This is a genomic window from Methylobacterium sp. CM6244, from assembly GCF_054817885.1.
The window spans coordinates 4,679,662-4,704,866 of record NZ_CM139247.1; the positions used below are offsets into that span (position 1 = coordinate 4,679,662).

A 25,205-nucleotide genomic window follows, 5' to 3' on the forward strand; every position below is an offset into this window, starting at 1 on the left:
AGACACCTCCGTCGATGGATGGGGACGCTACACGAGAATGTCGAGGACGCGCTTCTCGGTGTCGAGGGTCGATTTCAGCACGGCTGTGTTGAGTTCGAAGCTCGCCTTGCTCTCCATGAGCTGCACGGCCGAGCTCGACAGGTCCACCTGGGTCGGGCTGGGGAGGATCTGATCGGCCTGAGTCGGGCTCGGCATGGTCATGCCGACCGTAGCGATCTGTTCCGCCGCATTGCTGAAGCGCTGGGAGGCCGCCACCATCCCGCCGCCGCTGATCGCCGTCGCGCTGCTCATCCTGCCGGTCTCCCGCTCGGGTTACCCCGTGGAGGGGGATGCAAGCACGAGAACCTTAAAGCGATAGGGTGAAAAATCCGTCGCATTCGACCGAACGGTGCCGGCTTGACCTCGGTGCCGGCGGTCGCCACCTCGGCTTTCAGCGCCGCCCGGTGATCGCGGTTCGCTGGAGGGATTTCGATGATCGATCTGCATTACTGGCCGACGCCGAATGGCCATAAGGTGACGATGTTCCTGGAAGAGGTCGGACTTCCCTACACGATCAGGCCGGTGAACATCGGCAAGGGCGAGCAGTTCAATCCGGATTTCCTAGCCATCGCCCCCAACAATCGGATGCCGGCCATCGTCGATCACGAACCGCAGGGCGGCGGCGAGCCGGTCTCGCTCTTCGAATCGGGCGCGATCCTGCTCTACCTCGCCGAGAAGACGGGACGCTTCATCGCCTCCGACCCGCGCGGCCGCGCCGAGGTGCTGCAATGGCTGTTCTGGCAGATGGGCGGGCTCGGGCCGATGCTCGGCCAGAACCACCACTTCTCGCAATATGCGCCGGAGAAGATTCCCTACGCCATCGAGCGCTACGTCAAGGAGACGAACCGGCTCTACGGCGTCCTCGACCGGCGCCTGGCCGACCGGGAGTTCGTGGCAGGGCCCGATTATTCCATCGCCGACATGGCCTCCTATCCGTGGATCGTCCCCTGGGAGAAGCAGGGCCAGAACCTCGACGATTTCCCCAGCCTCAAGCGCTGGTTCACGGCCATCGCCGAGCGTCCCGGCACCAAGGCGGCCTATGCCCGCGCGCCCGAGGTCAACCCCGATCACGGCAAGACCATGAGCGAGGACGCCAAGAAGGTGATGTTCGGCCAGACCGCCAAGCGCGACTGACGCAAGGGGGGCTGAGCTATCGCCGGAGGCTGTCCAGCCTCACCGGGGCGGCGTGCGGGCGGGTCGCCAGCATGCCGTCGATGAGCGCCAGCACCTCGGCCCGGCCGCAATTGGCGGCCGGCTCGAACGGGGTCCAGGTCTGGGTGAAGTCGAGCTGGGCGAAGACGTCGCGGTAGCGGCGCAATTCGTTGGTGGTCAGCGGCACCCCGCGCACGAAGGCCTTGTGCGCCGAGATCGTCTCGGCCCGGCGGAAATCCTTCGGGTCGAGCTCGAATTTCAAGGCATCGCCGCAGAACAGGATCTTTCGCGCCCGGTCGAACAGGATTGCGTGGCCGTCGAAATGCCCCGCCGTGCGGTGGAGTTCGAGGCCGGGGAGCGGTTCGAGGAAATCGTCGTAGGGCCAGGAGACCTGCAAGGCCGCGCTCCAGATGAAGTCGGCGGCTGGCAGGCAGAGTTCCGGGTCGAACCGGTCCTGCAGCTGCACCAGCGCCCCGTAGGCATGCGGGTGCGACGAGGATAGGACCTGCATTCCGCCGAGCGAGGCGATGTGCTTGAGCGCCGCCTCGCTGAAGACCGGGCAGGCCTCGAACCCCATATTCCCGTCGGGCGTCTGGATCAGGTAGGCGCTCGGCCCGATGCCCGAGACGGGGTCGTTCCAGAAACGCCAGATTCCCGGCTCCAGCTCCTCCCAATGACAGGGGAAGCGGTCCTGCGCCTCGCGTTCGCTCCAGAATTGCCAGCCCTTCTGCGGCACCACGTGACGTGCGTCGAGGCACATCGGACACGAGGGCGGCGACGCGAAATGGCGCTGCCAAAACCCGCAATTGTCACAGGTATAGGCGGGGAGATCGAGGGCGCCGGCGAAGGGCAGGTATCCGGGAGACACGGTGGCGTTGCTCGGGTTCGGGGCGGGAGGTCGAGGCCCAGCCATATAGGTCGTGTGTCGAGCCTGTCGCGGGTCGGATGACGAGAGGATCGCTTCGGGGTCGGCCGGAACGCATGGCTCCTGTACCGGATGGCCCGGTTGCGAAGCGGCGGCGGCGTCGCGATCTCTTCCGGGTGGGGACGTTCATGGCCGGCGCGAGCCGGTCGCTCATGCAAACGGACACGCGATTCATGATCCCTCTTTCCGTTCTCGACCTCGCCTTCGTGCCGCATGGCGCGACGCCCAGGGACGCCCTGCGGAACACCCTCGACCTCGCGAGGGCCGCCGAGCGCCTCGGCTATCGGCGGTTCTGGCTCGCCGAGCACCACAACATGGTGGGCATCGCCAGCGCGGCGACCTCGGTGGTCATCGGCCACGTGGCCTCGGGCACGAGCCGCATCCGCGTCGGGGCCGGCGGGGTCATGCTGCCGAACCACTCGCCCATGGTCATCGCCGAGCAGTTCGGCACGCTCGAGACCCTGTATCCGGGCCGGATCGATCTCGGCCTCGGCCGCGCGCCTGGCACCGACCAGCGCACCTTGCGCGCCCTGCGGCGCTCGCCGGAGACGTCGGACCAGTTCCCGCAGGACGTCCTCGAACTCCAGGCGCTGCTGGGCGACGCGCAGCCGGGCCAGGTGATCCAGGCCGTGCCGGGCACGGGCACCAAGGTGCCGCTCTGGATCCTGGGCTCCAGCCTGTTCGGGGCCCAATTGGCGGCGATGCTCGGCCTGCCCTACGCCTTCGCCTCGCATTTCGCGCCGGACGCGCTGATCCAGGCGCTCGCCGTCTATCGCGAGCGCTTCACCCCGTCCGAGCAGTCGACGGCGCCCCATGCCATGGTCGGCGTCAACGTCGTGGCGGCCGAGACCGATGCCGAGGCGCGCCGCCTGTTCACCTCGGCGCAGCAGCAATTCGCCAACATGTTCCGGGGCACGCGGGGCCTGCTGCCGCCGCCCATCGACGATATCGAGACCTACTGGTCGCCCTCCGAGAAGCGCCAAGCCTCGGGGATGCTGGCCCGCGCCATCGTCGGTTCGCCGGAGACCGTGCGCCGGGGGCTCGCAGACCTGATCGCCGAGACGGGCGCGGACGAACTCATGGTGGCTAGCGCCATCCACGACCATGCCGCCCGCGTGCGCTCCTACGAGATCCTGGCGGATGTCGCCGGAGCACCGATCCGGGCAGCCCCGGCGCGGGAACTCGTCGCGGGCTGATCCCGGCTCCGCCGGGCCGGGGCTCGCCTCACCCGGATGGTGTGCCTATGGTGCGGCACCAACCTCACGGGCCGACATGATCAAGAAGACGCACCTTCCCTCCGACGCGACTCTCGCGGACGTCGTCCCCACCCTGGAGGAGGCGGACGCCTATTTGAGCCGGCTGCTCACCAACATGCGCTTCTGCCAGAAGCGGCACGGCAACGCCTCGGTCCGCATCGCGGTCACGGGCAAGGGCGGCCACCCGTCCTACCGGGTCGATTACGTCAAGCCGGTGGCACCTGACCCGGACGGCACGCCGTTCGACGCCTATGGCGGCAAGGCCCATTACAGCTTCACCGCCATCAACATCATGGAGACGAACTGGAGCAGCCGGTCGATGAGTCTCGACGAGGTGCTGAAACTCCAGGCGGAATTGCGGAAGCCGAAATTCGAGGATCGGTGAATCCGGGGGCCTCGCTCTGATCGCTCTCGGCCGAGCCTGCCGGATTTATCCATCCACTCGACGGCTGTTCGCTCTATTCAAGAGGGTTCGACTTGAGGCGCAACGGGCTTCCTCTCCTGGGAACAGAAGCAGATTGCAGTGGCCGATTTGCTCGTCGGAAGCCTGATTGTAGCCCCAGTCATCCTGGGGCCGCGCAGCGGAGCCCAGGATCCAGAAACACAGGTGGTGAGGACTTTGCACCGTCTGTGGCTCTAGATTCCGGGCTCGCCGGTGGCGACCCGGAATGACGGGGTGGTGCCATATGCAGGCGCCCTGCCTTTCTCGAGCCGTGTCCCGCGCATCCCGCGAGATGCGTGACTCTCGTAGCGCTCGACCGGAGGCGGTCGGTTCAGCCTGCCAGCGGGATGCGCGAGGCCCGATCGGGCAGGCGCGAGGTTTTCGCCCCGCCCGCCTGACCTGCGCCGAAGTTCGGCCGGGATGCGAAGGGCAGGAATGTCCAGCCGTCTCGTTTCCGGCCCTTCGTGACGTAGAGCGCGGAATCCGCGCATTCGATCAGTTCCTCCGGCATGTGGTGTCTGCCGGGGACGGCCGAGGTCACGCCGATGCTGATCGTCAGCCCGATGCGTTCGCCACGCCAGAGGAAGGGTGAAGCGCGCAGGGCCGCGTTGGCCTGCTCGGCGATCCGACCGGCCGCATCCCCTTGGACGCCGCGAAGCAGGATGCCGAATTCGTCGCCGCCGAGCCGCGCGAACACATCGGCGGGACAAATGATTCGCCGCACCGCGTCCGCCACGTGTTTGAGCGCGGCATCGCCGGCCATGTGGCCGAGGTCGTCATTGATCCCCTTGAACCGGTCGAGATCCATCAGCATCACGCTGAACGGCTCGCCCGTCCCGCGCGCGCATTCCCCGGTGAGCTGCCGCATGAACTGGCGGCGATTGGGCAGGCCGGTCAGGTCGTCCTCGGCGGCCAGCCGCTCCACCTTCGCCATCAGGCTGTCGACCACCGAGACGAGGAAGCCGAAATTCCAGACGATGCCCGCCAGGATGAAGACCAGCAGGTCGATGGCGGCGAGGAAGACCAGCGAGGCATCCGGCGCGATGCCGCTGAGCCTCACCGTCACCGCGCAGGCGACGATGCCATGGGCCGTGATCGCGACGGTCAGCGCGCTCATCGTGATGAGTGCGCCGAGCTCCCGTGTCCGGCGCCGGGCGAGATAGAGGGCGGCGAGCACGAGAGGAATGCATTGCGACGTGACGTAGAGTGGGTTCTGGCCCCACCAAGGTTGCCAGGTAAGCGCCATGGCCATGATGCTGGCGGCCAGCAGCCCGGCATGGAGAGCCCAACGCGGCCTGTCCCCGTGGAAGCGGCGCAGGCCGACCGTATTCAGGTGAAAGGCCAGACAGGCGACGGCATTCCCGCCGACGGTGGTGGCAAAATTCCCGATGCCGCCATCGATGGCGAGCAGGATGCCGCCCGCCACATGAGCCATGCTGCCCGCCAACCAGTAGCGCACCCCCGGCAGCGTCCTGTAGCGATAGAGGATGGCGGCCCAGAGCACGCAGTGCGAGAGCCCGGCTATCAGCACGATGAGGTAGAGCGTATAAAAGTCCGGCATGCGGGGCAGGTGTTTCTTTCGTCATCCGCCAAGTCTGAGGCCGATTCTCGGGCCAGGATTAGGGCCTCGCCGTGGCCAAGCTCGAAGGAAGCGACGCCGAATACGTGATTCGCAGCCGTCTCGACGTTAGACGGAGGAATATCGAGGCCAAGCACCATACTCCCGGCCGCGATCGCGTGGCGGGATTTGTCCTTGGTTTCCACCGCGATCTTGACTTGCGTGGGCTCCCGGACTAGTCCGCCAACCTCATATCCGACGACATGTCGTCAATACGAACGCCGACCGGCCCTGTGAGGCTGGAGGTCAACGCCCGACAGCGCGATGCGCCCTCGGGCGAGTTTCGCGTTGGAAACAGGCCGTCGCTCCGCCGATCCAGACGAGTGAGTCTCGCCCTGTCGCAAGCGCATGAACCCCTTCGCATCGAGGATGCGGTCAACGACGTCTGCCCCTGGTCGGGCAAGCCGATCGCGGTCGATTCCCTGACGCTCTACAACGGGTCCGTCGTCGGGTTCTGCAATCCCGATTGCCGGGACAAGTTCGCGTCGGCGATCAACGCCTTCGAGGCGGCGCTGCAGGTGCGGCGCGTCTCGTCCGCCGGCCTGTTCCAGTAGGTTCGGAGAGCCAGACGATGTTCGAAGGCCTGTCCGACCGCCTGTCCGGTATCCTCTCGGGGCTCACCCGTCGGGGTGCGCTCACGGAAGCCGACGTCACCGCGGCCCTCCGCGAGGTGCGGCGCGCGCTGCTCGAAGCCGACGTCGCCCTCGAAGTGGTGCGCGGCTTCACCGAGAAGGTCCGCGAGAAGGCGGTCGGCGCCGTCGTCGTCAAGTCGGTGACCCCCGGCCAGATGGTCGTGAAGATCGTCAACGACGAACTCGTGGCCATGCTCGGCTCCGAGGCCGGCCTCATCGATCTCAACGCCCCCGCCCCCGTCGCCATCCTGATGGTCGGCCTCCAGGGCTCGGGCAAGACCACCACCACCGCCAAGATCGCCCGGCGCCTGACCAACCGCGACAAGCGCAAGGTGCTGCTCGCCTCCCTCGACACCCGCCGCCCGGCCGCCATGGAGCAGCTGGCGATCCTGGCCAAGCAGGTCGGCGTCGACAGCCTGCCCATCGTCGAGGGCCAATCGGCGGTGCAGATCGCCCGCCGCGCCATGGATGCCGCGCGCCTCGGCGGTTTCGACGTGGTCATGCTCGACACCGCCGGTCGCATCACCCTCGACGAGGCGCTGATGGCCGAGGCCGCCGAGGTCAAGGCGGCGACGAAGCCTCATGAGGTCCTGCTGGTCGCCGACGCGCTCACCGGGCAGGACGCCGTGGTCACCGCCCGCGCCTTCGACGAGCGCCTGGGCGTCACCGGCATCGTGCTGACCCGTATGGACGGCGATTCGCGCGGTGGTGCGGCGCTCTCCATGCGCGCCGTCACCGGCAAGCCGATCAAGCTCGTCGGCACCGGCGAGAAGGTGGACGCGCTCGAGGAGTTCCATCCCTCCCGCGTCGCCAACCGCATCCTCGGCATGGGCGACATCGTCTCTCTCGTGGAGAAGGCGGCCGAAACCATCGACCATGAGCAGGCGCTCCGCACCGCGGAGAAGATGCGCAAGGGCAAGTTCGACCTCGACGACCTGTCGATGCAGCTCGCCCAGATGGAGAAGATGGGCGGCATCGGCGGCCTGATGGGCATGCTCCCTGGCATGGGCGCCATGAAGAAGCAGGTCGAGGGCGCCAATCTCGACGAGAACATGTTCAAGCGCCAGCGCGCCATCATCTCGTCGATGACCGCGCAGGAGCGCAAGAATCCCGACATCCTCAAGAATTCCCGCAAGAAGCGCATCGCCGCGGGGTCGGGGACGAAGGTGGAGGAGCTCAACAAGCTCCTCAAGATGCACCGGACCATGGCCGACATGATGAAGGCGATGGGATCGGGCAAGCGCGGCATCGGCCAGGCGCTCGGCTCGATGTTCGGTCTGGGTGGCGGCGGCATGGGCGGCATGCCCGGCCTTCCTCCCGGCATGCCCGAGCCGACGCCCGAGCAGATCGAGGCGATGCAGAAGCAGTTGGGCGGCAAGCTGCCGCCCATGCCGCCGGGCTTCGGCGGCGGAAAGATGCCGGGCCTTCCGGGGCTCGGAGGACCGAAGGGGCCGGGCGGTCTGCCGGGCCTCGGCGGTTTCCCGTTCGGGAAGAAGAAGTAGGGGCGAATGGGGAGTAGCGAATAGCGAAGGGGCGGCAGGCCGGCTCTCTTCGCTACTCACTACTCGCTATCCGCCAAGAACGATCAGATTACCAACCTCCAGGAGCACACCATGTCCCTCAAGATCCGTCTCACCCGTGGTGGCGCCAAGAAGCGCCCGTACTACCGCATCGTCGTCGCCGATGCCCGCGCGCCCCGCGACGGCCGCTTCATCGAGAAGGTCGGCGTCTACGACCCGATGAAGCCCAAGGACGATCCGGCCCGCATCGTGCTCGAGTCCGAGAAGATCCAGGCCTGGCTCGCCAAGGGCGCCCAGCCCACCGACCGCGTCCTGCGCTTCCTTGATGCCGCCGGCCTCGCCAAGCGCCCCGCGCGCAACAACCCGCAGAAGGCCGAGCCGGGCGAGAAGGCAAAGGAGCGCGCCGCCAAGCGCGCCGAGAAGGCCGCCGCCCCGGCCGAAGACGCCGCAGCCTAAGGCGTCCCAGCGATGGCGCGCCGTCCCGGAGGCACTTCTTCCGCCGGCGATGGCGGCCGTCGCGACCGCCCGAGCCGCTTAGGCTCGGGCTCGGCGACCTCCGCGCATCGGCCCAGGCCGATGCCGGAGGTGCCGCTCCCGTCCACCGATCCGAGCCTCGTCCAGATGGGCGAGTTCGGCCGTGCGCACGGGCTCAACGGCGAAATCCGCCTGAAATCCTATACCGGCGACCCGCAGGCCATCGGCTCCTACGGGCCGCTCATCGGCGCCGGGGGGCAGCGCATCGAGCTCACCGATGTGCGCCGGGCCGGCGGAGCCTCGCCCGACCTGCTCGTGGTGCGGGTGAAGGGCGTCTCCGACCGCAACGGCGCGGAAGCGCTCAACCGCCTCGCCATCTACCTGCCCCGCGACCGCCTCGGCCAAGTCGAGGACGAAGACGAGTTCTTCACCGCCGACCTCGTCGGGCTCGACGTGGTGGATCTGTCCGGCGCGCTCCTCGGCACCGTCACGGACGTGCCGAATTACGGCGGCGGCGATCTCCTCGAGATCAAGCCGGCGCTAGGCGGTCCCACCGCGCTCCTGCCTTTCACCAAGGCCTTCGTCCCGACCCTCGACGTGGCCAATGGCCGGATCGTGATCGATCCGCCCGACGACCTGTTCGCGCCCGCCGGGCCGAAGCCACCCGACGAGCCCGCCTGAGGCGGGAGCGCCGGGACCGGCCCGTCGCTCAGGGCTTCGGGCTCGTCATCGACGTCCGCGCCATCTCCAGCGGTGCCGACGTGACCGGCATCGGCCCGTCGAAGGGCCGCTCGTGCAGGCCGATCATGCCCAGCGTCGTCACCGTGGCGGCCGAGAACAGGATCATCGCGACGGCCTGCGGCACCGGCTTGTCCACGTGGATCAGCCCGATGGAGAAGAGGGTGAGCAGCGCCAGTACCATCAGCGTCAGCCATTTCGACTGGTCGCCCTGAACGTCGGCGAGGCCGAGGCGCGTGCCGCGCTCGGCCCGCAGGTTCATCACCGCGTCGAGCAGGCTCCCATGCGCGGCGGCTCCCGCCTCGGTGCTGTGCCGGGGATCGGCCACGGATTGCATCAACTCGCCCAGGGCGTCGTTCGCGGTCCCCGAAGACTCGCCCTGTGTCATCTTCGGCCATTCGTCGTCGATCAGCGCGTTCGCGTAGGCGAGCAGCTTGGTGCGGATCGCGGACATGTCGGAGGCCGCGGCGAGGCTCAGATCGTGAACGGCGAGGAGATTGGTCTTCTCCGATTGCACGATCTTCGTCGCCTGCCGCTGCCGTTCCCAGGCGTCGTTCGCCACGAAGCCCGTGAGCAGCGCCAACATCACCGAGATGGCGTTGAAATAGGGGGCGACGACGCCGATGCCGAGCTTGTGCATGCCCGGCCGGGTCGCCGACCAGGTGGAGAGAAGGCTGATGGCGCCCATGCAGACCGCGAAGACGGCGCTCAAAAGGACGAACATCAGCCAGACAGGCTGATCGAGCCAAAACGTCAGGACCACGCACGTATTCTCCCGCTCGCTCTTCGAGCCGGGACGATGATAGCCGTTCGCCGCTACCGAACCGTGAATCCGCCCTGGCTCAACGCTGGCCGGTTCGCGTCGCCCCATCCGTGCACGGGGTGATCGACGAGGGATCGGGGCGTGCCGCAGGGGCCGGAGCCTCGAAGATCGCGAGATAACCGACTCCGCCCTCCAGCACCGAGAAGCCGGTCTCGCGATAGCCCGCCGCCGCGAGTTCGCACCGCAGCAGGGCCGGCGGCGTCCCATGGCGAGAGGGGATCGCGTCGGCATCGACGATCCCCACCCGGCCACCGGGTTTCATCGCCGCGGCCAGGTTGTGCAGGAGGCCGTAGGGCTGGCTGATCTCGTGGTACATGTGAACCAGCAACGCCGCGTCGAGGGAGCCCGGCGACAGGCGCGGATCGTGCGGCTCCCCCCGCACCACGGTGACGTTGCCGAGCTTGGCGCGTGCGAGACGTGCCGTGAGGTCGGCGAGATAGCGCGGCGTCACGTCCTCGGCGAACACATGGCCCTGAGGGCCGACCCGTTCCGCGAGACGCGTCGTGTAATAGCCGCTCCCAGCCCCGATATCGGCCACGGTCTGGCCCGGCGCGATCCCCATCAGCCGCGCCACCTGGCCCACCTCATCGACCTTGTCGCGCTGGGCTTCGGAGGCCCAGAGCGGCGCGATGATCTCGGCCACCGGCCTGTCCGGTTTTGGAAAAGCGGAGGCAGGGGTGCCAGGAGGTGCCAGCGGTTCTGCGGCGAAGGCCGGGACGATGAGGGTGAGGAAGGCCGCAAGGGCGAGACGAGAAGACATGGTGGGACAACGAGGCGGCCCGCCCGGAAGTGCCCTCCCCCGGTTGCCTGCGGCATTCACACATCTGGAGGGCAGCACGGGTCCCCTCTCGTTTCAGGCGAGGGAGTCTGTCGAGGCGTAACACTGGAAGAGGATCGTTGACCCGCCCTCACCACACGCGTCATCAAGCGCCATGACGCCCGCGCCCTGGACCGCCACGATCCTCACCCTCTACCCGGAGATGTTTCCCGGCCCGCTCGGCATTTCGCTCTCGGGCGATGCGCTCGCGCGCGGAACCTGGGCGCTCGAAGCCCGGCAGATCCGCGACCACGGGATCGGCCGCCACCGCGCCGTGGACGATACCCCGTCGGGGGGCGGAGCGGGCATGGTCCTGCGCTGCGACGTGCTGGGTGCGGCCATCGATGCCGCCGCTTCCCCCGGCGACACGCGGCCCCGGCTGCTGATGAGCCCGCGCGGACGCCCCCTGACGCAGGCGCGCGTGCGCGAACTCGCGGAGGGGCCGGGACTCGTCGTTGTCTGTGGCCGGTTCGAGGGGGTGGACGAGCGGGTGATCGCGGCGAGGCACCTCGAAGAGGTCTCCATCGGCGACTACATCCTGTCCGGCGGCGAGATGGCCGCGATGGTCGTGCTCGACGCCTGCATCCGGCTTCTGCCGGGAGTCATGGGTAAATCCGCCTCGGGAGAGGAGGAGAGCTTCGAGGGCGGCCTCCTCGAATATCCGCATTACACGCGCCCCCGCGAATGGGAGGGACGGGCGATTCCCGAGATCCTCAATGGGGGCAACCATGGGGCCATCGCGCGCTGGCGCCGGGGCGAGGCGGAGCGGATCACGCGTGAACGCCGGCCTGACCTGTCTGTGCGATCCGGCATGTCCTCGACAAAGCCTTGATCCATCAAGGTTTGACCGCGAAAGACCATGACGTTCCGGAGGGCGGGACTGAATTTATCCGCAACGCATCTTGCTTATTCGTCGCGTGAGGTTCATTGGCAGCGGCGGGCCACTCCTCCCCAACGAGGAGCATTCATCTGTAAGGATGGACTTTGTCATGACACGTCCCACCACGCGCCCCCGCGTGCCGAATTTCTCGTCCGGCCCCTGCACCAAGCGTCCCGGCTGGACCCTCCAGGCCCTTCAGAACGCCACTCTCGGCCGCTCGCACCGCTCTCCCGCCGGCAAGGCCAAGCTGGTCGAGGCCATCGAGCTGACCCGCACCGTGCTGCGCGTGCCCGCCGATTACCGCATCGCCATCGTCCCCGCCTCGGATACCGGCGCCGTCGAGATGGCCATGTGGTCGATGCTCGGTCCGAAGACGGTCGAGGTCGCCGCCTGGGAAGCCTTCGGCTCCGAATGGGTCACCGATGCGCTGCAGGAACTGAAGATCTCGCCCATCGTCCACGAGACCGCCTATGGCGTGCTGCCGGACCTGTCGGCCATCGACACGAAGCACAACGACGTCATCTTCACCTGGAACGGCACCGCCGCCGGCGTCCGCGTGCCGAATGGCGACTGGATCGCCGCCGACCGTGAAGGCGTGACCATCTGTGACGCGACGTCGGCCGCCTTCGCCATGCCGCTCGACTGGGCCAAGCTCGATGTCGTCACCTTCTCCTGGCAGAAGGTGATGGGCGGCGAGGCCGCGCACGGCATGCTGATCCTCTCGCCCCGCGCCGTCGCGCGCATCGAGAGCAACACCCCCGCCTGGCCGATCCCGAAGGTCTTCCGGATGGCCAAGGGCGGCAAGCTGATCGAGGGCATCTTCAAGGGCGATACGATCAACACGCCCTCGCTCCTCGCGGTCGAGGATTACCTCGATACCCTGCGCTGGGCGCAGAGCATCGGCGGTCTCGACGCGCTCCACGCCCGTGCCGACGCCAATGCCAAGGTCGTTCACGACTGGGTGGCGCGGACCCCGTGGATCGGACACCTCGCCGTCGACCCGGCGACGTATTCGAATACCGGCGTCTGCCTCGTCATCACCGATCCGGACGTCCTCGCGATGGGTGACGCCACGGTGGCGTCGGTGGCCAAGGGGATCGCCGACACGCTCGATTCCGAGGGGATCGCCTTCGATATCGGCGCCTATCGCGATGCGCCGGCCGGCCTGCGCATCTGGTGCGGCGGCACGGTGGAGACCTCGGATCTCGAGGCCCTGATGCCCTGGCTCGACTGGGCCTATGCCGCCCAGAAGGCGAAGCTCGCCAAGGCTGCCTGAGGCAATGCTCCCCTCCCCCTCTCCCCTTTGCGGGAGAGGGTGGCCCGCGCAGCGGGTCGGGTGAGGGGAGCGCGCTGTCCGGAGAGGTCGTCCCCTCTCCCGGTCGCTCCGCGACCACCCTCCCCCGCAATGGGGGGAGGGTTGCGACCTGCCGCGCCCTCACACCTCACCTCCGACATAATTCCCTTCCTCAAGAGCCGGAGGCCATCATGGCTGCTCCCAAGGTGCTCATTTCCGATTCCCTCTCCAATGCCGCCGTGCAGATCTTTCGCGATCGTGGAATCGACGTCGACTTCTTCCCCAACCTCGGCAAGGACAAGGAGCGCTTCGCCGCGATCATCGGCCATTACGACGGCCTCGCCATCCGCTCGGCCACCAAGGTCACGGAGAAGGTGCTGGCCCAGACCTCGCGCCTGAAGGTCATCGGCCGGGCGGGAATCGGCGTCGACAACGTCGATGTCGCCGCCGCCACGGCGCGCGGCGTCATCGTGATGAACACGCCCTTCGGCAATTCGATCACCACCGCCGAACACGCCATCGCGATGATGTTCGCCCTGGCGCGGCAGATCCCGCAGGCGGATCTCTCGACCCAGGCCGGCAAGTGGGAGAAGAACCGCTTCATGGGCGTGGAGCTGACCGGCAAGACGCTCGGCATCATCGGATGCGGCAATATCGGCGCCATCGTCGCCGACCGCGCGGTGGGCCTGAGGCTGAAGGTCGTGGCCTACGACCCCTACCTTTCCCCGGAACGCGCCCTCGAAATCGGGGTCGAGAAGGTCGAGCTCGACGCGCTCCTGGCGCGGGCCGACATCATCACGCTCCACGTGCCGATGACCGACAAGACCCGCAACATCCTGTCGGCTGAGAACCTCGCCCGCGTGAAGCCCGGCGTGCGCATCGTCAATTGCGCCCGCGGCGGCCTCGTGGACGAGGTGGCGCTCCGCGCCGCCCTCGATTCGGGCCATGTGGCCGGGGCGGCCTTCGACGTGTTCGTCGACGAGCCAGCGACCGAGAATCCGCTCTTCGGCCATCCCAACGTCATCTGCACCCCGCATCTCGGCGCAGCCACCAACGAGGCCCAGGAGAACGTGGCGCTGCAGGTCGCCGAGCAGATGTCCGACTACCTGATGACCGGCGCGATTACCAACGCGATCAACTTCCCGTCCATTTCCGCGGACGAGGCTCCCCGGTTGAAGCCGTTCGTGGCGCTCGCCGAAAAGCTCGGCTCGTTCCTCGGCCAGCTCACGGACGCGCCGATCAAGGGCATCCGCATCACCTACGAGGGCGCAGTGGCGGGCATGAACACCCGTGCGCTCACGGCGGCGGCGGTGACCGGGGCGCTGCGGCCGTTCCTGCAGGACATCAACATGGTCTCCGCCCCCGCTCTGGCGCGGGAGCGCGGCATCGTGGTGGACGAGATCAAGCGCGAGGGCGGCGCGAGCGACTACGAATCCGTGATCCGCATCACGGTCGATGCCGAGGATATGCCGCGCGACGCCGCCGGGACGGTGTTCCATGACGGCAAGCCCCGGATCATCGAGATCCGCTCCATCGCCATCGACGCCGCCTTCGCGCCGCACATGCTCTACGTGCGCAACCACGACAAGCCGGGCTTCATCGGCCGGCTCGGCACTATCCTGGGCGAGGCCGGCGTCAACGTCGCGACCTTCAACCTCGGCCGCGAGGAAGAGGGCGGCAACGCCATCTGCTTCTGCGCCGTCGACGCACCGATCTCGGACAGCGTACGGGTGGAGATCGAGACGATCCCGCAGGTGAAGCGGGCACGGCCGGTGAGCTTCTGAGCGCGTTGCCCTCTCGTAGGGGGCACGTTGCCGTCATCCCGGGGCGCCGAAGGCGAGCCTGGGATCCAGAGCCGCCAACGGCGAATAGTCTTGCTCGACCTGCGTTTCTGGATCCCGGGCTCCGCTGAGCGGCCCCGGGATGACGTGGTGTACCACCGGACGTTTGGGCGAGCGACGCGGCTGAGTTGATCGCTCCGCGCCTTGCAATGGGTCGGGCGCATGGCCCAAGGACTGGCCCTTGCGCCCGGAACATGCGAGAGGCCCGCGCATGAACATCGACGGCAAACCCTACCGCACCATCCTTCCCGCCGCCGACGGCGCGTCCGTCGAGGTCATCGACCAGACCCGCCTGCCCTTCGCCTTCGAGATGAAGCGGCTCGCCACCCTGGATGAAGCGGCCGTTGCCATCCGCACCATGATCGTGCGCGGCGCGCCGCTCATAGGCGTGACGGCGGCCTACGGCCTGGCCCTGGGCCTGCGCAGGGATGCTTCCGATTCCGGGATCGACCATGCCGTCGAGACCTTGGCCGCCACCCGCCCCACCGCGATCAACCTGCGCTGGGCCCTCGACCGGGTCGCCGCCAAGCTGCGCGAGGTCGCGCTTCCTGAGCGCGCCGCCTTCGCCTTCGCCGAGGCCGGGCGCATCGCCGAGGAGGATGTCGAGAGCTGCCACGCCATCGGCCGCCACGGCGCTGCGATCCTGGCCGATCTGCACAAGGCCAAGGGTAACGACAAGGAAGAGGGCCGCCGCCTCAACGTGCTGACCCATTGCAATGCCGGCTGGCTCGCCACGGTGGATTGGGGCACCGCCCTCGCGCCGATCTACGTGGCGCACGAGGCCGGCATTCCGGTCCATGTCTACGTGGACGAGACCCGGCCGCGGAACCAGGGCGCGGCGCTCACCGCGTTCGAGCTCAACGCCCACGGCGTGCCGCACACCGTCATCGCCGACAATGCCGGCGGCCACCTGATGCAGCATGGCGAGATCGACGTCTGCATCGTCGGTTCGGACCGCACCACGGCCTCGGGCGACGTCTGCAACAAGATCGGCACCTATCTGAAGGCGCTGGCGGCCTCCGACAACCGCGTGCCGTTCTACGCCGCCCTGCCCTTCTCCACCATCGACTGGACGCTGGACGACGGTGTCGCGCAGATCCCGATCGAGGAGCGCGACGGCCGCGAAGTCTCCCATCTCACCGGCCGCCTCGCCGATGGCGGATTCGCCACGATCGAGGTGGTGTCGCCGGGCAGCCCGGTGGCCAACCCCGCCTTCGACGTAACCCCGGCCCGGCTGGTGACGGGCATCATCACCGAGCGCGGCGTGGCTTCGGCGGATGCGGAGGGGTTGTTGGCGCTGTATCCGGAGCGGCGCTCGGCGGCTTAGCGGGTCACGACGCTTCCCACTGCCAGAACACAGACCCCGTAAACTCGAACACCCGCTCCCCGCGCTGGTTCTGCGCGGTGTTGTGGTGGGTCGCGACGCCCCAGCCGGGGCGCGAGGCGGATTCGCGCTTGTCGAGCAGGGTGCAGGCGTAAGCGATCGTGTCGTCGGCATAGACGGGCGCGAGCCAGCGCATGTCGCGAAAGCCCGGCGAGGGGCCGAGCTGCGGCACAGGACCGGCCCGCTCCGTCAGGGCGATGTCGCGCTGGCGGGTGATGTGCAGGCGTTTCATCCACACCGCCGCCGTGTGCCAGCCGGAGGCGCAGAGTGCGCCGAAATGGGTCTTTCGGGCGGCGTCCGCATCGAGATGGAAGGCCTGCGGGTCGTAGTCTCTGGCGAAGGCGATGATTGCCTCCGGGGTGAAGACGTGACGGCCGAGATTGCGGATCGTGCCGAGCTTCGCCTGTTTGAGGAAGAGGAGCATCTCCGCGTCGTCGCCCTCGATCACCTTGGCCGGGTCTCCGGGCGTCACCGCGCGCGGCGGCAGGGGATCGGCCCCGCGCCGGGCGAACATGACCGTGAAGGCCTGAATCATCACCGACTCGTCGCGGCCGTTCACGACCGTGAGGGTGAAGCGGACGAAGCCGCGATCCGGCTTCGAGTTCGAGGCGCGGCACTCCTCCACCTTGGTGACGATCCGCAGCGCGTCACCCGGTAGGACGGGGCGAAGCCAGCGCAGCTGCGAGATGCCGGGCGAGCCCATGGAGGTGGCGCCGCGAAAGACATGGGCCTGGAGCAGGCGCATGCCGAACCCGGCCGTCTGCCAGCCGGAGCCGATCAACCGACCCGCCAGCGTCGCCTTCGCGGCCTCCTCATCGAGATGGAAGGGCTGCGGATCGAACTCCTTCGCGAAGGCGACGATCGCCTCCCGCGTCACCGTGAGCGGGCCGCCCTCGATCACGTCGCCGGGGGTGAAATCCTCGAAGGTGATGCCGGTCATTGAACCTCTTGTCCCCGGGTCGCAGAGTTTCGGGTCGAAGGATGGCGCTGCGCTCGCTTCAGGGGCGGCCCGCCTCTCCCCGCTTGCGGGGAGAGGATCACAAGCACCTCGTCGTGCTTGTGATGAGCGGAGCGAGGGTGAGGGGGCCGTGCCGGAGGAGGCTCATTCGGACGAGCCCCTCACCGTCGGCTGCCGCCTCGCCGCGCCGACGACGGGGTCGTCTCGGCCCTCTCCCCGCGTGCGGGGAGAGGGGATGGGCGTCCTCACCCCGGCGGATGCCGGCAGGCTGGTCCAGCTCCTCAATTGGCGAAGCGGAAATGCAGTACGTCACCGTCCTGCACCACGTAGTCCTTGCCCTCAAGGCGGAACTTACCGGCCTCCTTGGCGCCGCTCTCGCCCTTCAGGGCGGTGTAATCGGCGAACGCGATGGTCTCGGCGCGGATGAAGCCCTTCTCGAAATCCGTATGGATCACGCCGGCGGCGGCAGGCGCGCGGGTGCCCTTCTCGATGGTCCAGGCGCGCGCTTCCTTCGGACCCACCGTGAAGTAGGTGATGAGGCCGAGAAGCTCGTAGCCCGCGCGGATGACCCGGTTGAGGCCGGGCTCCACGAGCCCCACCGCTTCGAGGAAGTCGCCCTGGTCGGCGAGCGGCATCACCGCGATCTCGCTCTCGATCTTGGCCGAGACCACCACCGCGCGCGCCCCCTCGGCCTTGGCCTGGGCGATCACCGCCTCGGAATAGGCGTTGCCCTTGTCGGCATCGCCCTCGTCCACGTTGCAGACATAGAGGACGGGTTTCGCCGTCATCAACCCAAGGGTCTGGAACAGCTTCTCCTCTTCCGGCTTGCGGCTGACCAGACGGGCGGGCTTGCCCTCGCGCAGCAGCGGCAGCGCCCGCTGGACGAGGTCGAGCATCTCCTTGGCTTCCTTGTCGGCGCCCTTGGCCTTCTTCTCCAGGGCGAAGAGGCGCTTCTCCAGGCTGTCGAGATCGGCGAGCATCAGCTCCGTCTCAATGGTCTCGATATCCGCCTTCGGGTCGACCTTGCCCTCCACATGGGTCACGTCACCATCGGTGAAGCAGCGCACCACGTGGGCGATGGCGTCGACCTCGCGGATATTGGCGAGGAACTGGTTGCCGAGCCCCTCCCCCTTCGAGGCGCCGCGCACGAGGCCGGCAATGTCCACGAAGGTCAGCCGGGTCGGAATGATCTCCTTCGACGTGGCGATCCGCGCCAGATCGTCGAGGCGCGGATCCGGCACCGCCACCTCGCCGACATTCGGCTCGATCGTGCAGAACGGATAATTCGCCGCCTGCGCCGCCGCGGTCTGCGTCAGCGCGTTGAAGAGGGTCGACTTGCCGACGTTCGGCAGGCCGACGATGCCGCATTTGAAGCCCATGATATTCCTCAAGAGTTCGCGAAGATCGATTCCGGTAAGGCCCGAAACGGATTCACGATTGTCGTTCCTTCGACCTCGCGGCCGTGCTGATAGTCTTCCGACAGGAGGAAGCGGCATCCGGCCCGGATCGCGGAACCGAGGATGACGCAGTCCCACCACTGAAACCGGGTCTGCTCGCGCAGTGACCACGCATCGCCGACGAGGGCGAGATCGGTGGCGCCTTCCGACCATTCCTCCAGTGCCAGCGTCGTCTGCCGCGCATCCTCCGGATCGATCGGGAGCCGACCGCGCAGGATGACGGCATGCAACTCGCCGAGAACCTGCGGGCTCACGACGATCAGGCCGCGATCCGCCAGCGCTTCCAGCCAATGCCGCGCCATGGATTGCTTCTCAGGGAAGCGGTCGTCGCGGGCATACACGAAGACGTTGGTATCGACGAACACCCGGCCCGTGACGGGGACGGTGTCACTCGGCATCGTAGATCTGATCGCGCGTCGGCGCGCGCCCGTTCTCATCGAGGAGATGGAGGGCTGGCCCCGCCAGGAAACGCTCTAGTGCCTGACTCTGGGAGAGCGGCCGGCCGACGCGTTGTTCGACCGTCTCGGCGATGAATTTCGAGAGGCTCTTGCCGTCACGCGCCGCGGCGACGCGAGCACGTTGCAGGAGGCTCTCCTCCATCGTCACCGTGACGTTCCTCAACCCAGCCTCCCCACCCGCCGAATCCGAGCTTCGATATCGTGTCCCCGTGTTTTCGTGTCAATCACGGCCGGTGGCCGCCGCGTTGACCTGCTTGACGTCGTCCCAGCCGCGGCCCGCCATGGCGAGGTGGACCTTGTTCTGGAAGCTCGCATCCTCGCCCTGGGCCAGGAGCGGAGCGTGGTCCGCCACGGCGCGGCAGAGATCTTCGACCCAGGCGCGCTCCCCCTTGCCGAAATCGTTCAGGACGTAGGCATGGACCAGGGCCTTGTCGCCCGGATGACCGATGCCGAGACGGACGCGCCGGTAATCGTTGCCGCATTGGGCGGTGATCGAGCGCAGGCCGTTATGGCCGGCATTGCCGCCGCCGAGCTTCACGCGGAGCTTGGCCGGAGCGAGGTCGAGTTCGTCATGGAGCACGATGACGTCGGCGAGGGTGATCTTGTAGAAGCGCTGGGCTTCCGAGACCGAGCGGCCGGATTCGTTCATGAAGGTCTGCGGCTTAAGCAGGACGACCCGTTCGCTGCCGAGCGTCGCCTCGGTTACCTCGCTCTGGAACTTGCGCCGCCAAGGCGCGGCGCGGTGGACGCGCGCCATCTCGTCGAGGGCGAGAAAACCGATATTGTGGCGGTTGCCCGCATAGCGGGCCCCTGGATTGCCGAGCCCGACGATCAGGCGCATGGCATCATCTCCAAGACGATTTCGTCACAAGAGCGCTCTCCGCCGAAGTGGATGCCGGTTCGGCGAAAAAGAGCGCGGCAAAACAGAAGGCTTAGAGCTGCGCCCGACCCAACGTGGGCGGGCGCAGCTCTAAGGACGGATGACGAAGGGGCGACGTCAAACGAAAAGGTGCCCCGACCTCGCGGCCGGAGCACCCGTGGACGAAGACGAGACCGGGGCGCGAAGCCCCAGGGCCTCAATCCTCCTTCTTGTCTTCTTCAGCCTCGGCGGCCTCTTCGGCCTCAGCCTCGGCCTTCTCTTCGGCAGCTTCGGTCGACTGCGCCTCGGCAATCGCGGCCTCTTCGGCCTCGACCTCGGCGCCGAGCACGGTCGGCGGCACGACGTTGGCGACGACGGCCTCGGCCTCACCGGTGAAGGTCGTGTTGGCCGGCAGCTTCACGGCTTCGATGTGGATCGAATCGCCGATCTGGAGACCGGTGAGATCGACCTCGACCGCGTCGGGGATCGCGTCTGCGGGCACTTCGAGCGAGAGTGTGTGCAGGACGACGTTCAGGGTGCCGCCATTCTTCTTGATACCGGGGGCCTCATCCTCGTTGATGAAGTGCACGGGCACTTCGACGGTGAGGCTCTGGCCGGCGACGACACGCAGGAAGTCGACATGCAGCGGCACGCCGGTCACCGGATCGAGCTGGAAGTCGCGCGGGATCGCGCGGGTCTTGCGACCACCGGCATTGATCTCGAACAGCGTGGTCTTGAAACCGCCGGCATAGATCAAGGTCCGGGTGCGGACGAGGTCGATGGCGATGGATTGCGGAGCCTGGCCACCACCATAGATGACGGCGGGAACGTTGCCCTGGCGACGAACTTCCCGGGCGGCCCCCTTGCCGACCCGGTCGCGTGCCACGGCCTCAAGCGGCTTTACTGCGCTCATGGCGTGATCCTTCAAACAAAACAGAAAAAAGCCGCGAAACGCCAAAGGCCGCCCGAAACGGACGGCCCTCACCGATCCACGACGCGCCCGTGCCTCCAAGGGTGTCTGGCGGGCGCGTGTGGTGCATACCCGCAAGTGACCGGAAGTGCAATGTTTCCGCTTCGATGGCCTTCGCCCGCATATCGGAAGACATCGTTGCGATCTGCTCCGGCGCGCGACCGGTGCTGAAGCAGCCTTGTCGAATTTCCGGCCGCCCGTCCTATTTCGGGCCGCCTCCCCCGCCCCCGCCTCCCCCCGTGGCCAAGTTGCGGCGGGTATCGGCCTGCCCGCTGACATCGCCGAAATACTTCGTCGCATCACCGAGCTGCATCGACGGCATGCAATTGGGGGTGCAGGAATAGGATTCCCGGTCCAGTCCGCGCTGCACCGTGACGATCGAGCCTTGAGCGGCTTGGACGCTGACGATGGATTCGGCGAGCATAGTGCCGGACGCGTCGAGGGCGATGAGATTGGTAGAGCCGAAGCTCTTGCCGGTCAGGATGACGATCCCGTTCCGCTGGAGCGCCACATCCGCCACCAGCGGGTTGCCCACGATCACCGTCTGCGTCCGCTCGGGCAGGCGAATGACCTTGGCATTGTCGACGCTCACCGCCACGGTGGCCGGGGCCGTCTCCGCCAGAGCGGGCACCGCGCCGAGAGCGAGGCAGAGGGCCACTCCGCCCCCTCGAGCGTGGCGCGTCAGGGGCGAGCGTGTCGGCAGTGACCGGTGGCCCATGGCTCTGATGCTCTCGGCTAAACCCGCGCGTTTCCGGCTGAGCCCCCCATGCGGAACGGCCAGCCTCTTTTCGTCAGGCGAGTGTTAAGCACGTGGTGGTGAATGAAGCGCTAAGGCCGTTCGGCACAAATCCCGATGGATCGGATCGCGCTGTCTTGACGGCATGATTTGGCGTCATCTCGCCATGGCGGAGGTCATGGCAGTAGATTTTTCACGAGATGCAGCGGAACTTATTCTTCCCGAAGTGTGTAAAAAAACATCTTTTTCATTCATTTCTCTTTTACCAAAAGATAATCGAAGGGTTCTGGATGCTATTTGCATGGCCGATTTAACCCAATCTCAAGAGAAAACGGGCAATGTTGTTTTCAGTCGCCGATCGAGACAAGGCAACGTTCGACGGCAACTTGGCAAGACAACCAATCGGGAAATACTGTTATGTCGAGCATCTTCAAGCGTTTTGCCGCTGACGAATCCGGCGCCACGGCCATCGAATACGGCCTCATTGCTGCGCTCATCTCTGCGGCACTCGTCGCCGTCTTTACTACCCTTTCGGCTGATATTAAGACCGGATTGGGTAAAGTTGGGACTACCATCGCTGGTGCAACCGCGACGACGCCGTAAGGTCGTCATCGTTTTTGCCAAGTAGAGATAGCAACGTGCTCTTTGGTACCGCCATTCATAAATTCCTCTGGCAGTGACGATCCAGCCGGCTGTGCTTGGGTGATGTAAGTGCCCCGCCGGACGATCTTTCCGGATCGTCCGGCGCAGCCGTTTCTGGAACGGTCCTGTCACGGATGCCGACACCCGTGCTCGCTGTCCTACTCACCGCGTCGATGACGAAGACCTGACCGGTTTCGGATCACCGGAACCCGGCGGGCGTATTTTCCGGCCGAGATCGAGGCTGTTCCCATGGCAAGCGTCGCGCTGCTGATCGTTTTTCCGTTCCTGATGGCCTATGCGGCCGTCCGCGACCTGTTGACCATGTTGATCCCGAACATGGTGTCCCTTCTCCTGCTGGCGGGCTTCGCTCTGTTCGCGGTCGCGACGGGATTATGGGGATGGGACCTCATGAGCCATCTCGGTGCCGGGGCAGCAACGTTGACCGTTACTTTTACCCTCTTCGCATTCGGAAAAATCGGCGGAGGGGATGCCAAGCTTGCCGCTGCGACGGCGGTATGGATCGGGTTCGACCGGTTGCTGGAGTATCTGGCAGTCGCCTCGCTCGCCGGAGGTGTTCTCTCCCTGGCGATCCTGATGGCGCGGGCGCATCCGCTGCCGCCGCTGCTCGGCCGCCTGCCCTTCGCACTCCACCTACACGATGCGAAAACGGGCGTACCCTACGGAATCGCCCTCTCCTTCGGCGCCCTGATCGTGATCCCGGAGACGATGACGTGGGCAAGAATGATGGCATCGTGATGTAAGATGCACGTTCAGGTCGAATTTGCGGAATTTGCTCCGAAGCCTGGAAAGTTCTGACCTCAGTAAGAGCAGACCTGTCGCAGGACAGTCGCGCTCGGCCATCGTTAGTTTTTGTTAACCGTAATTTGAGGAATCCCGTCGAACAAGGATGGTGACGGCACGAGGCCGTCCTGTCAGGTTCGAACACGGCGATGAAACCAGCCCGCCTTGCCGTTCTCGCCATCGCACTCGCCGCCGGGGGCGGGGCCGCGTTTCTGATGAGCGGCAGCGATGCACCGCCCCCGGCCCAGCCGGTGGTCCAGGCGCCCCCTCCCCCGCTCCCGGTCACGGATGTGCTGGTGGCCGCCGCCGACCTGCCGATGGGGCAGAACATCCAGGCAGCCGATCTGCGTTGGCAGCCCTGGCCCGACCAGGCCATTACCGTCGGCTACATGACGCGCACAGTGTCGCCCAACGCCATGGACACCATCATCGGTTCGATCACCCGCAGCGCCTTCCTCGCGGGCGAGCCGATCCGCTCGCAGAAGATCGCGCGGTCCGACGGCGGCTTCATGGCGGCGATCCTGCCCTCCGGCATGCGTGCCGTCGCCATCGTCACCGATACGCGCGGCTCGAGTTCGGCCGGCGGCTTCATCCTCCCCAACGACCATGTCGACGTCATCCGCACCTATCGCGATGAGGATGCTTCGCGCTCCGGCGGTGGCGAGGCGCAGATCTCCGAGACCCTGCTCACCGACATCCGCGTGCTCGCCGTCGGCCAGATCGTCCAGGAGAAAAACGGGACGAATGTCGTCACCGGTGAGACGGCGACCCTCGCCTTGACCCCGTCCCAGGCCGAAACCGTCACCCTGGCGCAGAAGGTGGGACAGCTCTCCCTCTCCTTGCGCAGCCTCGTGGATGCCGGCCGAACCGTGGATGCCGTACCCGAGACGCAGCAGGATTCCGCGATCACCGTCGTGCGCTTCGGCGTCGCCAGACAACAACCGCGTCGCTGAGATGCCGAACCGCGCGATGTTCAAGGATTCTTCGATGACCACGAGACATCGCGTTCGCGTGGGCAGCCTGGCCGTGTTCGCGGCCCTCGTGGGGCTGGCATTCCCAGCCACGCCCGCCGTGGCGGCGCCGAGAGACAGCTTCACGCCCGCCCCGATCGTCGATGTCGGGGGCAATGAATCCGGCACCTCGCGCCGCGTCGAGCTGACGACCGGGCGCTCCCTCGTGATCGACCTGCCGCGCGACGCCAAGGAGGTCTTCGTCGCCAATCCGAAAGTGGCCAACGCCGTGGTGCGCTCGACCCGCAAGGTCTTCGTAATCGGCATGGAGGACGGAGCGACCTCGATCTTCATCATGGATGCCGAAGGCCGCCAGATCACCGCCCTCGACGTCACCGTGGCGCGCGACCTCAAGCTCGGGACCCTGCGGCAGATCCTGCTCCAGAGCATCGTTGGCGGGCGTTTCGACATCCGGACCGCGGGGGATTCCCTCATCCTGTCCGGCACGGTCGGTTCCGCTGCGGAGGCGGCCCAGGCCATGGACATCGCCACCGCCTTCGTTGGTCAGTCCGGCGGCGGTGCCGGTGGTCCTGGCGCGAAGGGCGCGGTCATCAACAACCTCACCATCCGGGGCAAGGATCAGGTGATGCTCCGCGTCACCGTGGTCGAGGTCGCACGGACGGTACTCAAGCAGTTCGGCGTCAATCTTAGCGGCAACTGGTCCGGTTTCAACCTCGCGAACGTCGCGCCGTTCGGTCTCAATGGCGGGCAATTCCCGAACGGGAACGAGATCAGGGCGACGATCAACGCAGGCGGCGGGGCGAGCGTCTCGGCGACCTTGCGCGCCTTCGAGCAGGCCGGCGTCTCGCGCATTCTCGCGGAGCCGACGCTCACCGCCATTTCGGGGGAATCCGCCAAGTTCACGGCCGGCGGCGAGCTTCCCGTGCCCGCCACCCAGAACTGCACCGGCGGCGTCTGCACCACCGGCATCACGTTCAAGACCTATGGCGTGACCCTGAACTTCACGCCGGTGGTGATGGCCGAGAACCGCATCTCCGTGCGCGTCGCGACGGAGGTCTCCGAGATCGACCAGACGAACTCCTTCACCTTCACCCAGGGCGATTCCACGGTCTCGGTGCCCGGTTTCACCTTGCGCAAGACCGAGACCACGGTGGAGCTCGCCTCCGGCGGAACCATGATGACCGCCGGCCTGATCCAGCAACGCAACAAGGCCTCCGTCGGCGGTCTGCCCGGCCTCGTGAACCTGCCCATCCTCGGAGCCCTGTTCCGTTCGCGCGACTACCAGCGCCAGGAAACCGAACTCATGATCATGGTGACGCCCTACATCGCCAAGGCGATGGAGGCGAAGCAGGTGACGCGGCCGGATGACGGCTTCATCGATGCCCAGGACGGCCAGGGGATCCTGCTCGGACGCTTGAACCGGGTCTACGGTTCGGCTCGCACAGCGCCGCTCGGCGCCACGTATCGCGGACGCGTCGGCTTCATCACCGACTGACGCCCCATGCGAGATCCGCGCAG

At 67.0% G+C, this 25,205-nt stretch carries 27 protein-coding genes; 15 read left to right on the forward strand and 12 right to left on the reverse strand.

Annotated features, from left to right (window positions below; genetic code table 11):
* Positions 1 to 27: 27 nt before the first annotated feature.
* A complete protein-coding gene (locus ACYQML_RS21995) occupies positions 28 to 291 on the reverse strand; it encodes a hypothetical protein (RefSeq protein ID WP_244477921.1) in 264 nt (87 codons plus the stop codon).
* Between the two features lie 180 nt (positions 292 to 471).
* Between ACYQML_RS21995 and ACYQML_RS22000 the strand changes: the two genes are divergently transcribed.
* Positions 472 to 1,173 (forward strand): glutathione S-transferase N-terminal domain-containing protein, encoded by a 702-nt coding sequence (locus tag ACYQML_RS22000; RefSeq protein ID WP_461234040.1) that lies wholly within the window; start codon positions 472 to 474, stop codon positions 1,171 to 1,173.
* A 16-nt stretch (positions 1,174 to 1,189) separates the two neighbouring features.
* On the opposite strand, the gene ACYQML_RS22005 is transcribed toward ACYQML_RS22000, so the two are convergent.
* A complete protein-coding gene (locus ACYQML_RS22005) occupies positions 1,190 to 2,104 on the reverse strand; it encodes an MBL fold metallo-hydrolase (RefSeq protein WP_461234041.1) in 915 nt (304 codons plus the stop codon).
* Positions 2,105 to 2,289: 185 nt separating this feature from the next.
* Here ACYQML_RS22005 and ACYQML_RS22010 point away from each other — a divergent pair, with 185 nt between their 5' ends.
* On the forward strand, positions 2,290 to 3,312 hold the full coding sequence (locus ACYQML_RS22010) for an LLM class flavin-dependent oxidoreductase (RefSeq protein ID WP_461234042.1): 1,023 nt from the start codon (positions 2,290 to 2,292) through the stop codon (positions 3,310 to 3,312).
* A 76-nt stretch (positions 3,313 to 3,388) separates the two neighbouring features.
* On the forward strand, positions 3,389 to 3,757 hold the full coding sequence (locus tag ACYQML_RS22015; protein ID WP_207413535.1) for a hypothetical protein: 369 nt from the start codon (positions 3,389 to 3,391) through the stop codon (positions 3,755 to 3,757).
* Between the two features lie 388 nt (positions 3,758 to 4,145).
* Here ACYQML_RS22015 and ACYQML_RS22020 read toward each other — a convergent pair whose 3' ends face one another.
* Positions 4,146 to 5,375: a GGDEF domain-containing protein gene (locus tag ACYQML_RS22020; protein ID WP_461234043.1), complete on the reverse strand. Its 1,230-nt coding sequence runs from the start codon at positions 5,373 to 5,375 to the stop codon at positions 4,146 to 4,148.
* Positions 5,376 to 5,755: 380 nt separating this feature from the next.
* On the opposite strand from ACYQML_RS22020, the gene ACYQML_RS22025 reads away from it, so the two are divergent.
* From ACYQML_RS22025 to rimM, 4 genes are all read left to right on the forward strand, one after another.
* Complete coding sequence (locus tag ACYQML_RS22025) at positions 5,756 to 5,986, forward strand: hypothetical protein (protein ID WP_056432777.1); 231 nt, start codon at positions 5,756 to 5,758, stop codon at positions 5,984 to 5,986.
* A gap of 17 nt (positions 5,987 to 6,003) precedes the next feature.
* Positions 6,004 to 7,566 (forward strand): signal recognition particle protein, encoded by a 1,563-nt coding sequence (gene ffh / locus ACYQML_RS22030; protein WP_311275989.1) that lies wholly within the window; start codon positions 6,004 to 6,006, stop codon positions 7,564 to 7,566.
* A gap of 111 nt (positions 7,567 to 7,677) precedes the next feature.
* Positions 7,678 to 8,040, forward strand: a complete 363-nt coding sequence (gene rpsP, locus ACYQML_RS22035) for a 30S ribosomal protein S16 (protein WP_027174221.1) — start codon at positions 7,678 to 7,680, stop codon at positions 8,038 to 8,040.
* Positions 8,041 to 8,052: 12 nt separating this feature from the next.
* Positions 8,053 to 8,739 (forward strand): ribosome maturation factor RimM, encoded by a 687-nt coding sequence (gene rimM, locus ACYQML_RS22040; RefSeq protein WP_311275988.1) that lies wholly within the window; start codon positions 8,053 to 8,055, stop codon positions 8,737 to 8,739.
* Positions 8,740 to 8,767: 28 nt separating this feature from the next.
* Here the strand turns inward: rimM and ACYQML_RS22045 are convergent, their stop codons facing one another.
* Positions 8,768 to 9,559, reverse strand: coding sequence for a bestrophin-like domain (locus tag ACYQML_RS22045; RefSeq protein ID WP_311275987.1), 792 nt, complete (start codon positions 9,557 to 9,559; stop codon positions 8,768 to 8,770).
* Positions 9,560 to 9,638: 79 nt separating this feature from the next.
* Complete coding sequence (locus ACYQML_RS22050; RefSeq protein ID WP_311275986.1) at positions 9,639 to 10,379, reverse strand: methyltransferase domain-containing protein; 741 nt, start codon at positions 10,377 to 10,379, stop codon at positions 9,639 to 9,641.
* A 172-nt stretch (positions 10,380 to 10,551) separates the two neighbouring features.
* Here ACYQML_RS22050 and trmD point away from each other — a divergent pair, with 172 nt between their 5' ends.
* From trmD to mtnA, 4 genes are all read left to right on the forward strand, one after another.
* Entirely contained in the window at positions 10,552 to 11,268 is a 717-nt protein-coding gene (gene trmD / locus ACYQML_RS22055; protein WP_311275985.1) for a tRNA (guanosine(37)-N1)-methyltransferase TrmD, read from the forward strand.
* Between the two features lie 157 nt (positions 11,269 to 11,425).
* On the forward strand, positions 11,426 to 12,592 hold the full coding sequence (locus ACYQML_RS22060) for a phosphoserine transaminase (RefSeq protein ID WP_461234044.1): 1,167 nt from the start codon (positions 11,426 to 11,428) through the stop codon (positions 12,590 to 12,592).
* Between the two features lie 209 nt (positions 12,593 to 12,801).
* Positions 12,802 to 14,394, forward strand: a complete 1,593-nt coding sequence (gene serA / locus ACYQML_RS22065; protein WP_207413547.1) for a phosphoglycerate dehydrogenase — start codon at positions 12,802 to 12,804, stop codon at positions 14,392 to 14,394.
* 268 nt (positions 14,395 to 14,662) lie between these two features.
* Complete coding sequence (gene mtnA / locus ACYQML_RS22070) at positions 14,663 to 15,778, forward strand: S-methyl-5-thioribose-1-phosphate isomerase (protein WP_461234046.1); 1,116 nt, start codon at positions 14,663 to 14,665, stop codon at positions 15,776 to 15,778.
* Between the two features lie 4 nt (positions 15,779 to 15,782).
* Here the strand turns inward: mtnA and ACYQML_RS22075 are convergent, their stop codons facing one another.
* From ACYQML_RS22075 to ACYQML_RS22105, 7 genes are all read right to left on the reverse strand, one after another.
* The gene (locus ACYQML_RS22075) at positions 15,783 to 16,775 is read right to left on the reverse strand and encodes a MaoC family dehydratase (RefSeq protein ID WP_461234047.1); all 993 of its coding nucleotides are present in this window, start codon (positions 16,773 to 16,775) and stop codon (positions 15,783 to 15,785) included.
* Between the two features lie 299 nt (positions 16,776 to 17,074).
* Positions 17,075 to 18,172 (reverse strand): redox-regulated ATPase YchF, encoded by a 1,098-nt coding sequence (ychF, locus tag ACYQML_RS22080; protein WP_056432743.1) that lies wholly within the window; start codon positions 18,170 to 18,172, stop codon positions 17,075 to 17,077.
* Positions 18,173 to 18,180: 8 nt separating this feature from the next.
* Positions 18,181 to 18,648: a PIN domain-containing protein gene (locus ACYQML_RS22085; RefSeq protein ID WP_207413556.1), complete on the reverse strand. Its 468-nt coding sequence runs from the start codon at positions 18,646 to 18,648 to the stop codon at positions 18,181 to 18,183.
* Positions 18,638 to 18,871 carry a hypothetical protein gene (locus ACYQML_RS22090; protein WP_461234048.1) on the reverse strand — a complete coding sequence of 78 codons (234 nt, stop codon included), beginning with the start codon at positions 18,869 to 18,871 and terminating at the stop codon, positions 18,638 to 18,640. Before ACYQML_RS22090 ends, ACYQML_RS22085 begins: the two co-directional genes overlap by 11 nt.
* 57 nt (positions 18,872 to 18,928) lie before the next feature.
* Positions 18,929 to 19,549: an aminoacyl-tRNA hydrolase gene (gene pth / locus ACYQML_RS22095; protein WP_461234049.1), complete on the reverse strand. Its 621-nt coding sequence runs from the start codon at positions 19,547 to 19,549 to the stop codon at positions 18,929 to 18,931.
* 235 nt (positions 19,550 to 19,784) lie between these two features.
* A complete protein-coding gene (locus tag ACYQML_RS22100) occupies positions 19,785 to 20,480 on the reverse strand; it encodes a 50S ribosomal protein L25/general stress protein Ctc (RefSeq protein WP_056432735.1) in 696 nt (231 codons plus the stop codon).
* A gap of 259 nt (positions 20,481 to 20,739) precedes the next feature.
* Positions 20,740 to 21,255: a pilus assembly protein N-terminal domain-containing protein gene (locus ACYQML_RS22105; RefSeq protein ID WP_461234050.1), complete on the reverse strand. Its 516-nt coding sequence runs from the start codon at positions 21,253 to 21,255 to the stop codon at positions 20,740 to 20,742.
* A 435-nt stretch (positions 21,256 to 21,690) separates the two neighbouring features.
* Between ACYQML_RS22105 and ACYQML_RS22110 the strand changes: the two genes are divergently transcribed.
* The 4 genes from ACYQML_RS22110 to ACYQML_RS22125 all read left to right on the forward strand — a co-directional run bounded on the left by ACYQML_RS22110 (position 21,691) and on the right by ACYQML_RS22125 (position 25,182).
* Positions 21,691 to 21,876 (forward strand): Flp family type IVb pilin, encoded by a 186-nt coding sequence (locus ACYQML_RS22110; protein ID WP_461234051.1) that lies wholly within the window; start codon positions 21,691 to 21,693, stop codon positions 21,874 to 21,876.
* 288 nt (positions 21,877 to 22,164) lie between these two features.
* Positions 22,165 to 22,671: an A24 family peptidase gene (locus ACYQML_RS22115; RefSeq protein ID WP_461234052.1), complete on the forward strand. Its 507-nt coding sequence runs from the start codon at positions 22,165 to 22,167 to the stop codon at positions 22,669 to 22,671.
* A gap of 194 nt (positions 22,672 to 22,865) precedes the next feature.
* Positions 22,866 to 23,669: a Flp pilus assembly protein CpaB gene (cpaB, locus tag ACYQML_RS22120; protein ID WP_461234053.1), complete on the forward strand. Its 804-nt coding sequence runs from the start codon at positions 22,866 to 22,868 to the stop codon at positions 23,667 to 23,669.
* Between the two features lie 34 nt (positions 23,670 to 23,703).
* Positions 23,704 to 25,182 carry a type II and III secretion system protein family protein gene (locus tag ACYQML_RS22125; protein ID WP_461234054.1) on the forward strand — a complete coding sequence of 493 codons (1,479 nt, stop codon included), beginning with the start codon at positions 23,704 to 23,706 and terminating at the stop codon, positions 25,180 to 25,182.
* The last annotated feature ends 23 nt before the right edge of the window (positions 25,183 to 25,205 follow it).

Excerpts from the sequence above, each read along its gene's own strand:
- rpsP (WP_027174221.1), top strand. The coding sequence starts at position 7,678 with ATGTCCCTCAAGATCCGTCTCACCCGTGGTGGCGCCAAGAAGCGCCCG.
- ACYQML_RS22060 (WP_461234044.1), top strand. The coding sequence starts at position 11,426 with ATGACACGTCCCACCACGCGCCCCCGCGTGCCGAATTTCTCGTCCGGC.
- ffh (WP_311275989.1), top strand. The coding sequence starts at position 6,004 with ATGTTCGAAGGCCTGTCCGACCGCCTGTCCGGTATCCTCTCGGGGCTC.
- ACYQML_RS22020 (WP_461234043.1), bottom strand. The coding sequence starts at position 5,375 with ATGCCGGACTTTTATACGCTCTACCTCATCGTGCTGATAGCCGGGCTC.
- ACYQML_RS22010 (WP_461234042.1), top strand. The coding sequence starts at position 2,290 with ATGATCCCTCTTTCCGTTCTCGACCTCGCCTTCGTGCCGCATGGCGCG.
- ACYQML_RS21995 (WP_244477921.1), bottom strand. The coding sequence starts at position 291 with ATGAGCAGCGCGACGGCGATCAGCGGCGGCGGGATGGTGGCGGCCTCC.
- mtnA (WP_461234046.1), top strand. The coding sequence starts at position 14,663 with ATGAACATCGACGGCAAACCCTACCGCACCATCCTTCCCGCCGCCGAC.
- ychF (WP_056432743.1), bottom strand. The coding sequence starts at position 18,172 with ATGGGCTTCAAATGCGGCATCGTCGGCCTGCCGAACGTCGGCAAGTCG.
- ACYQML_RS22105 (WP_461234050.1), bottom strand. The coding sequence starts at position 21,255 with ATGGGCCACCGGTCACTGCCGACACGCTCGCCCCTGACGCGCCACGCT.
- pth (WP_461234049.1), bottom strand. The coding sequence starts at position 19,549 with ATGCGCCTGATCGTCGGGCTCGGCAATCCAGGGGCCCGCTATGCGGGC.
- ACYQML_RS22100 (WP_056432735.1), bottom strand. The coding sequence starts at position 20,480 with ATGAGCGCAGTAAAGCCGCTTGAGGCCGTGGCACGCGACCGGGTCGGC.
- ACYQML_RS22125 (WP_461234054.1), top strand. The coding sequence starts at position 23,704 with ATGACCACGAGACATCGCGTTCGCGTGGGCAGCCTGGCCGTGTTCGCG.
- ACYQML_RS22085 (WP_207413556.1), bottom strand. The coding sequence starts at position 18,648 with ATGCCGAGTGACACCGTCCCCGTCACGGGCCGGGTGTTCGTCGATACC.
- ACYQML_RS22110 (WP_461234051.1), top strand. The coding sequence starts at position 21,691 with ATGTCGAGCATCTTCAAGCGTTTTGCCGCTGACGAATCCGGCGCCACG.
- ACYQML_RS22000 (WP_461234040.1), top strand. The coding sequence starts at position 472 with ATGATCGATCTGCATTACTGGCCGACGCCGAATGGCCATAAGGTGACG.
- ACYQML_RS22075 (WP_461234047.1), bottom strand. The coding sequence starts at position 16,775 with ATGACCGGCATCACCTTCGAGGATTTCACCCCCGGCGACGTGATCGAG.
- serA (WP_207413547.1), top strand. The coding sequence starts at position 12,802 with ATGGCTGCTCCCAAGGTGCTCATTTCCGATTCCCTCTCCAATGCCGCC.
- ACYQML_RS22115 (WP_461234052.1), top strand. The coding sequence starts at position 22,165 with ATGGCAAGCGTCGCGCTGCTGATCGTTTTTCCGTTCCTGATGGCCTAT.
- ACYQML_RS22005 (WP_461234041.1), bottom strand. The coding sequence starts at position 2,104 with ATGGCTGGGCCTCGACCTCCCGCCCCGAACCCGAGCAACGCCACCGTG.
- ACYQML_RS22050 (WP_311275986.1), bottom strand. The coding sequence starts at position 10,379 with ATGTCTTCTCGTCTCGCCCTTGCGGCCTTCCTCACCCTCATCGTCCCG.
- cpaB (WP_461234053.1), top strand. The coding sequence starts at position 22,866 with ATGAAACCAGCCCGCCTTGCCGTTCTCGCCATCGCACTCGCCGCCGGG.
- trmD (WP_311275985.1), top strand. The coding sequence starts at position 10,552 with ATGACGCCCGCGCCCTGGACCGCCACGATCCTCACCCTCTACCCGGAG.
- ACYQML_RS22015 (WP_207413535.1), top strand. The coding sequence starts at position 3,389 with ATGATCAAGAAGACGCACCTTCCCTCCGACGCGACTCTCGCGGACGTC.
- rimM (WP_311275988.1), top strand. The coding sequence starts at position 8,053 with ATGGCGCGCCGTCCCGGAGGCACTTCTTCCGCCGGCGATGGCGGCCGT.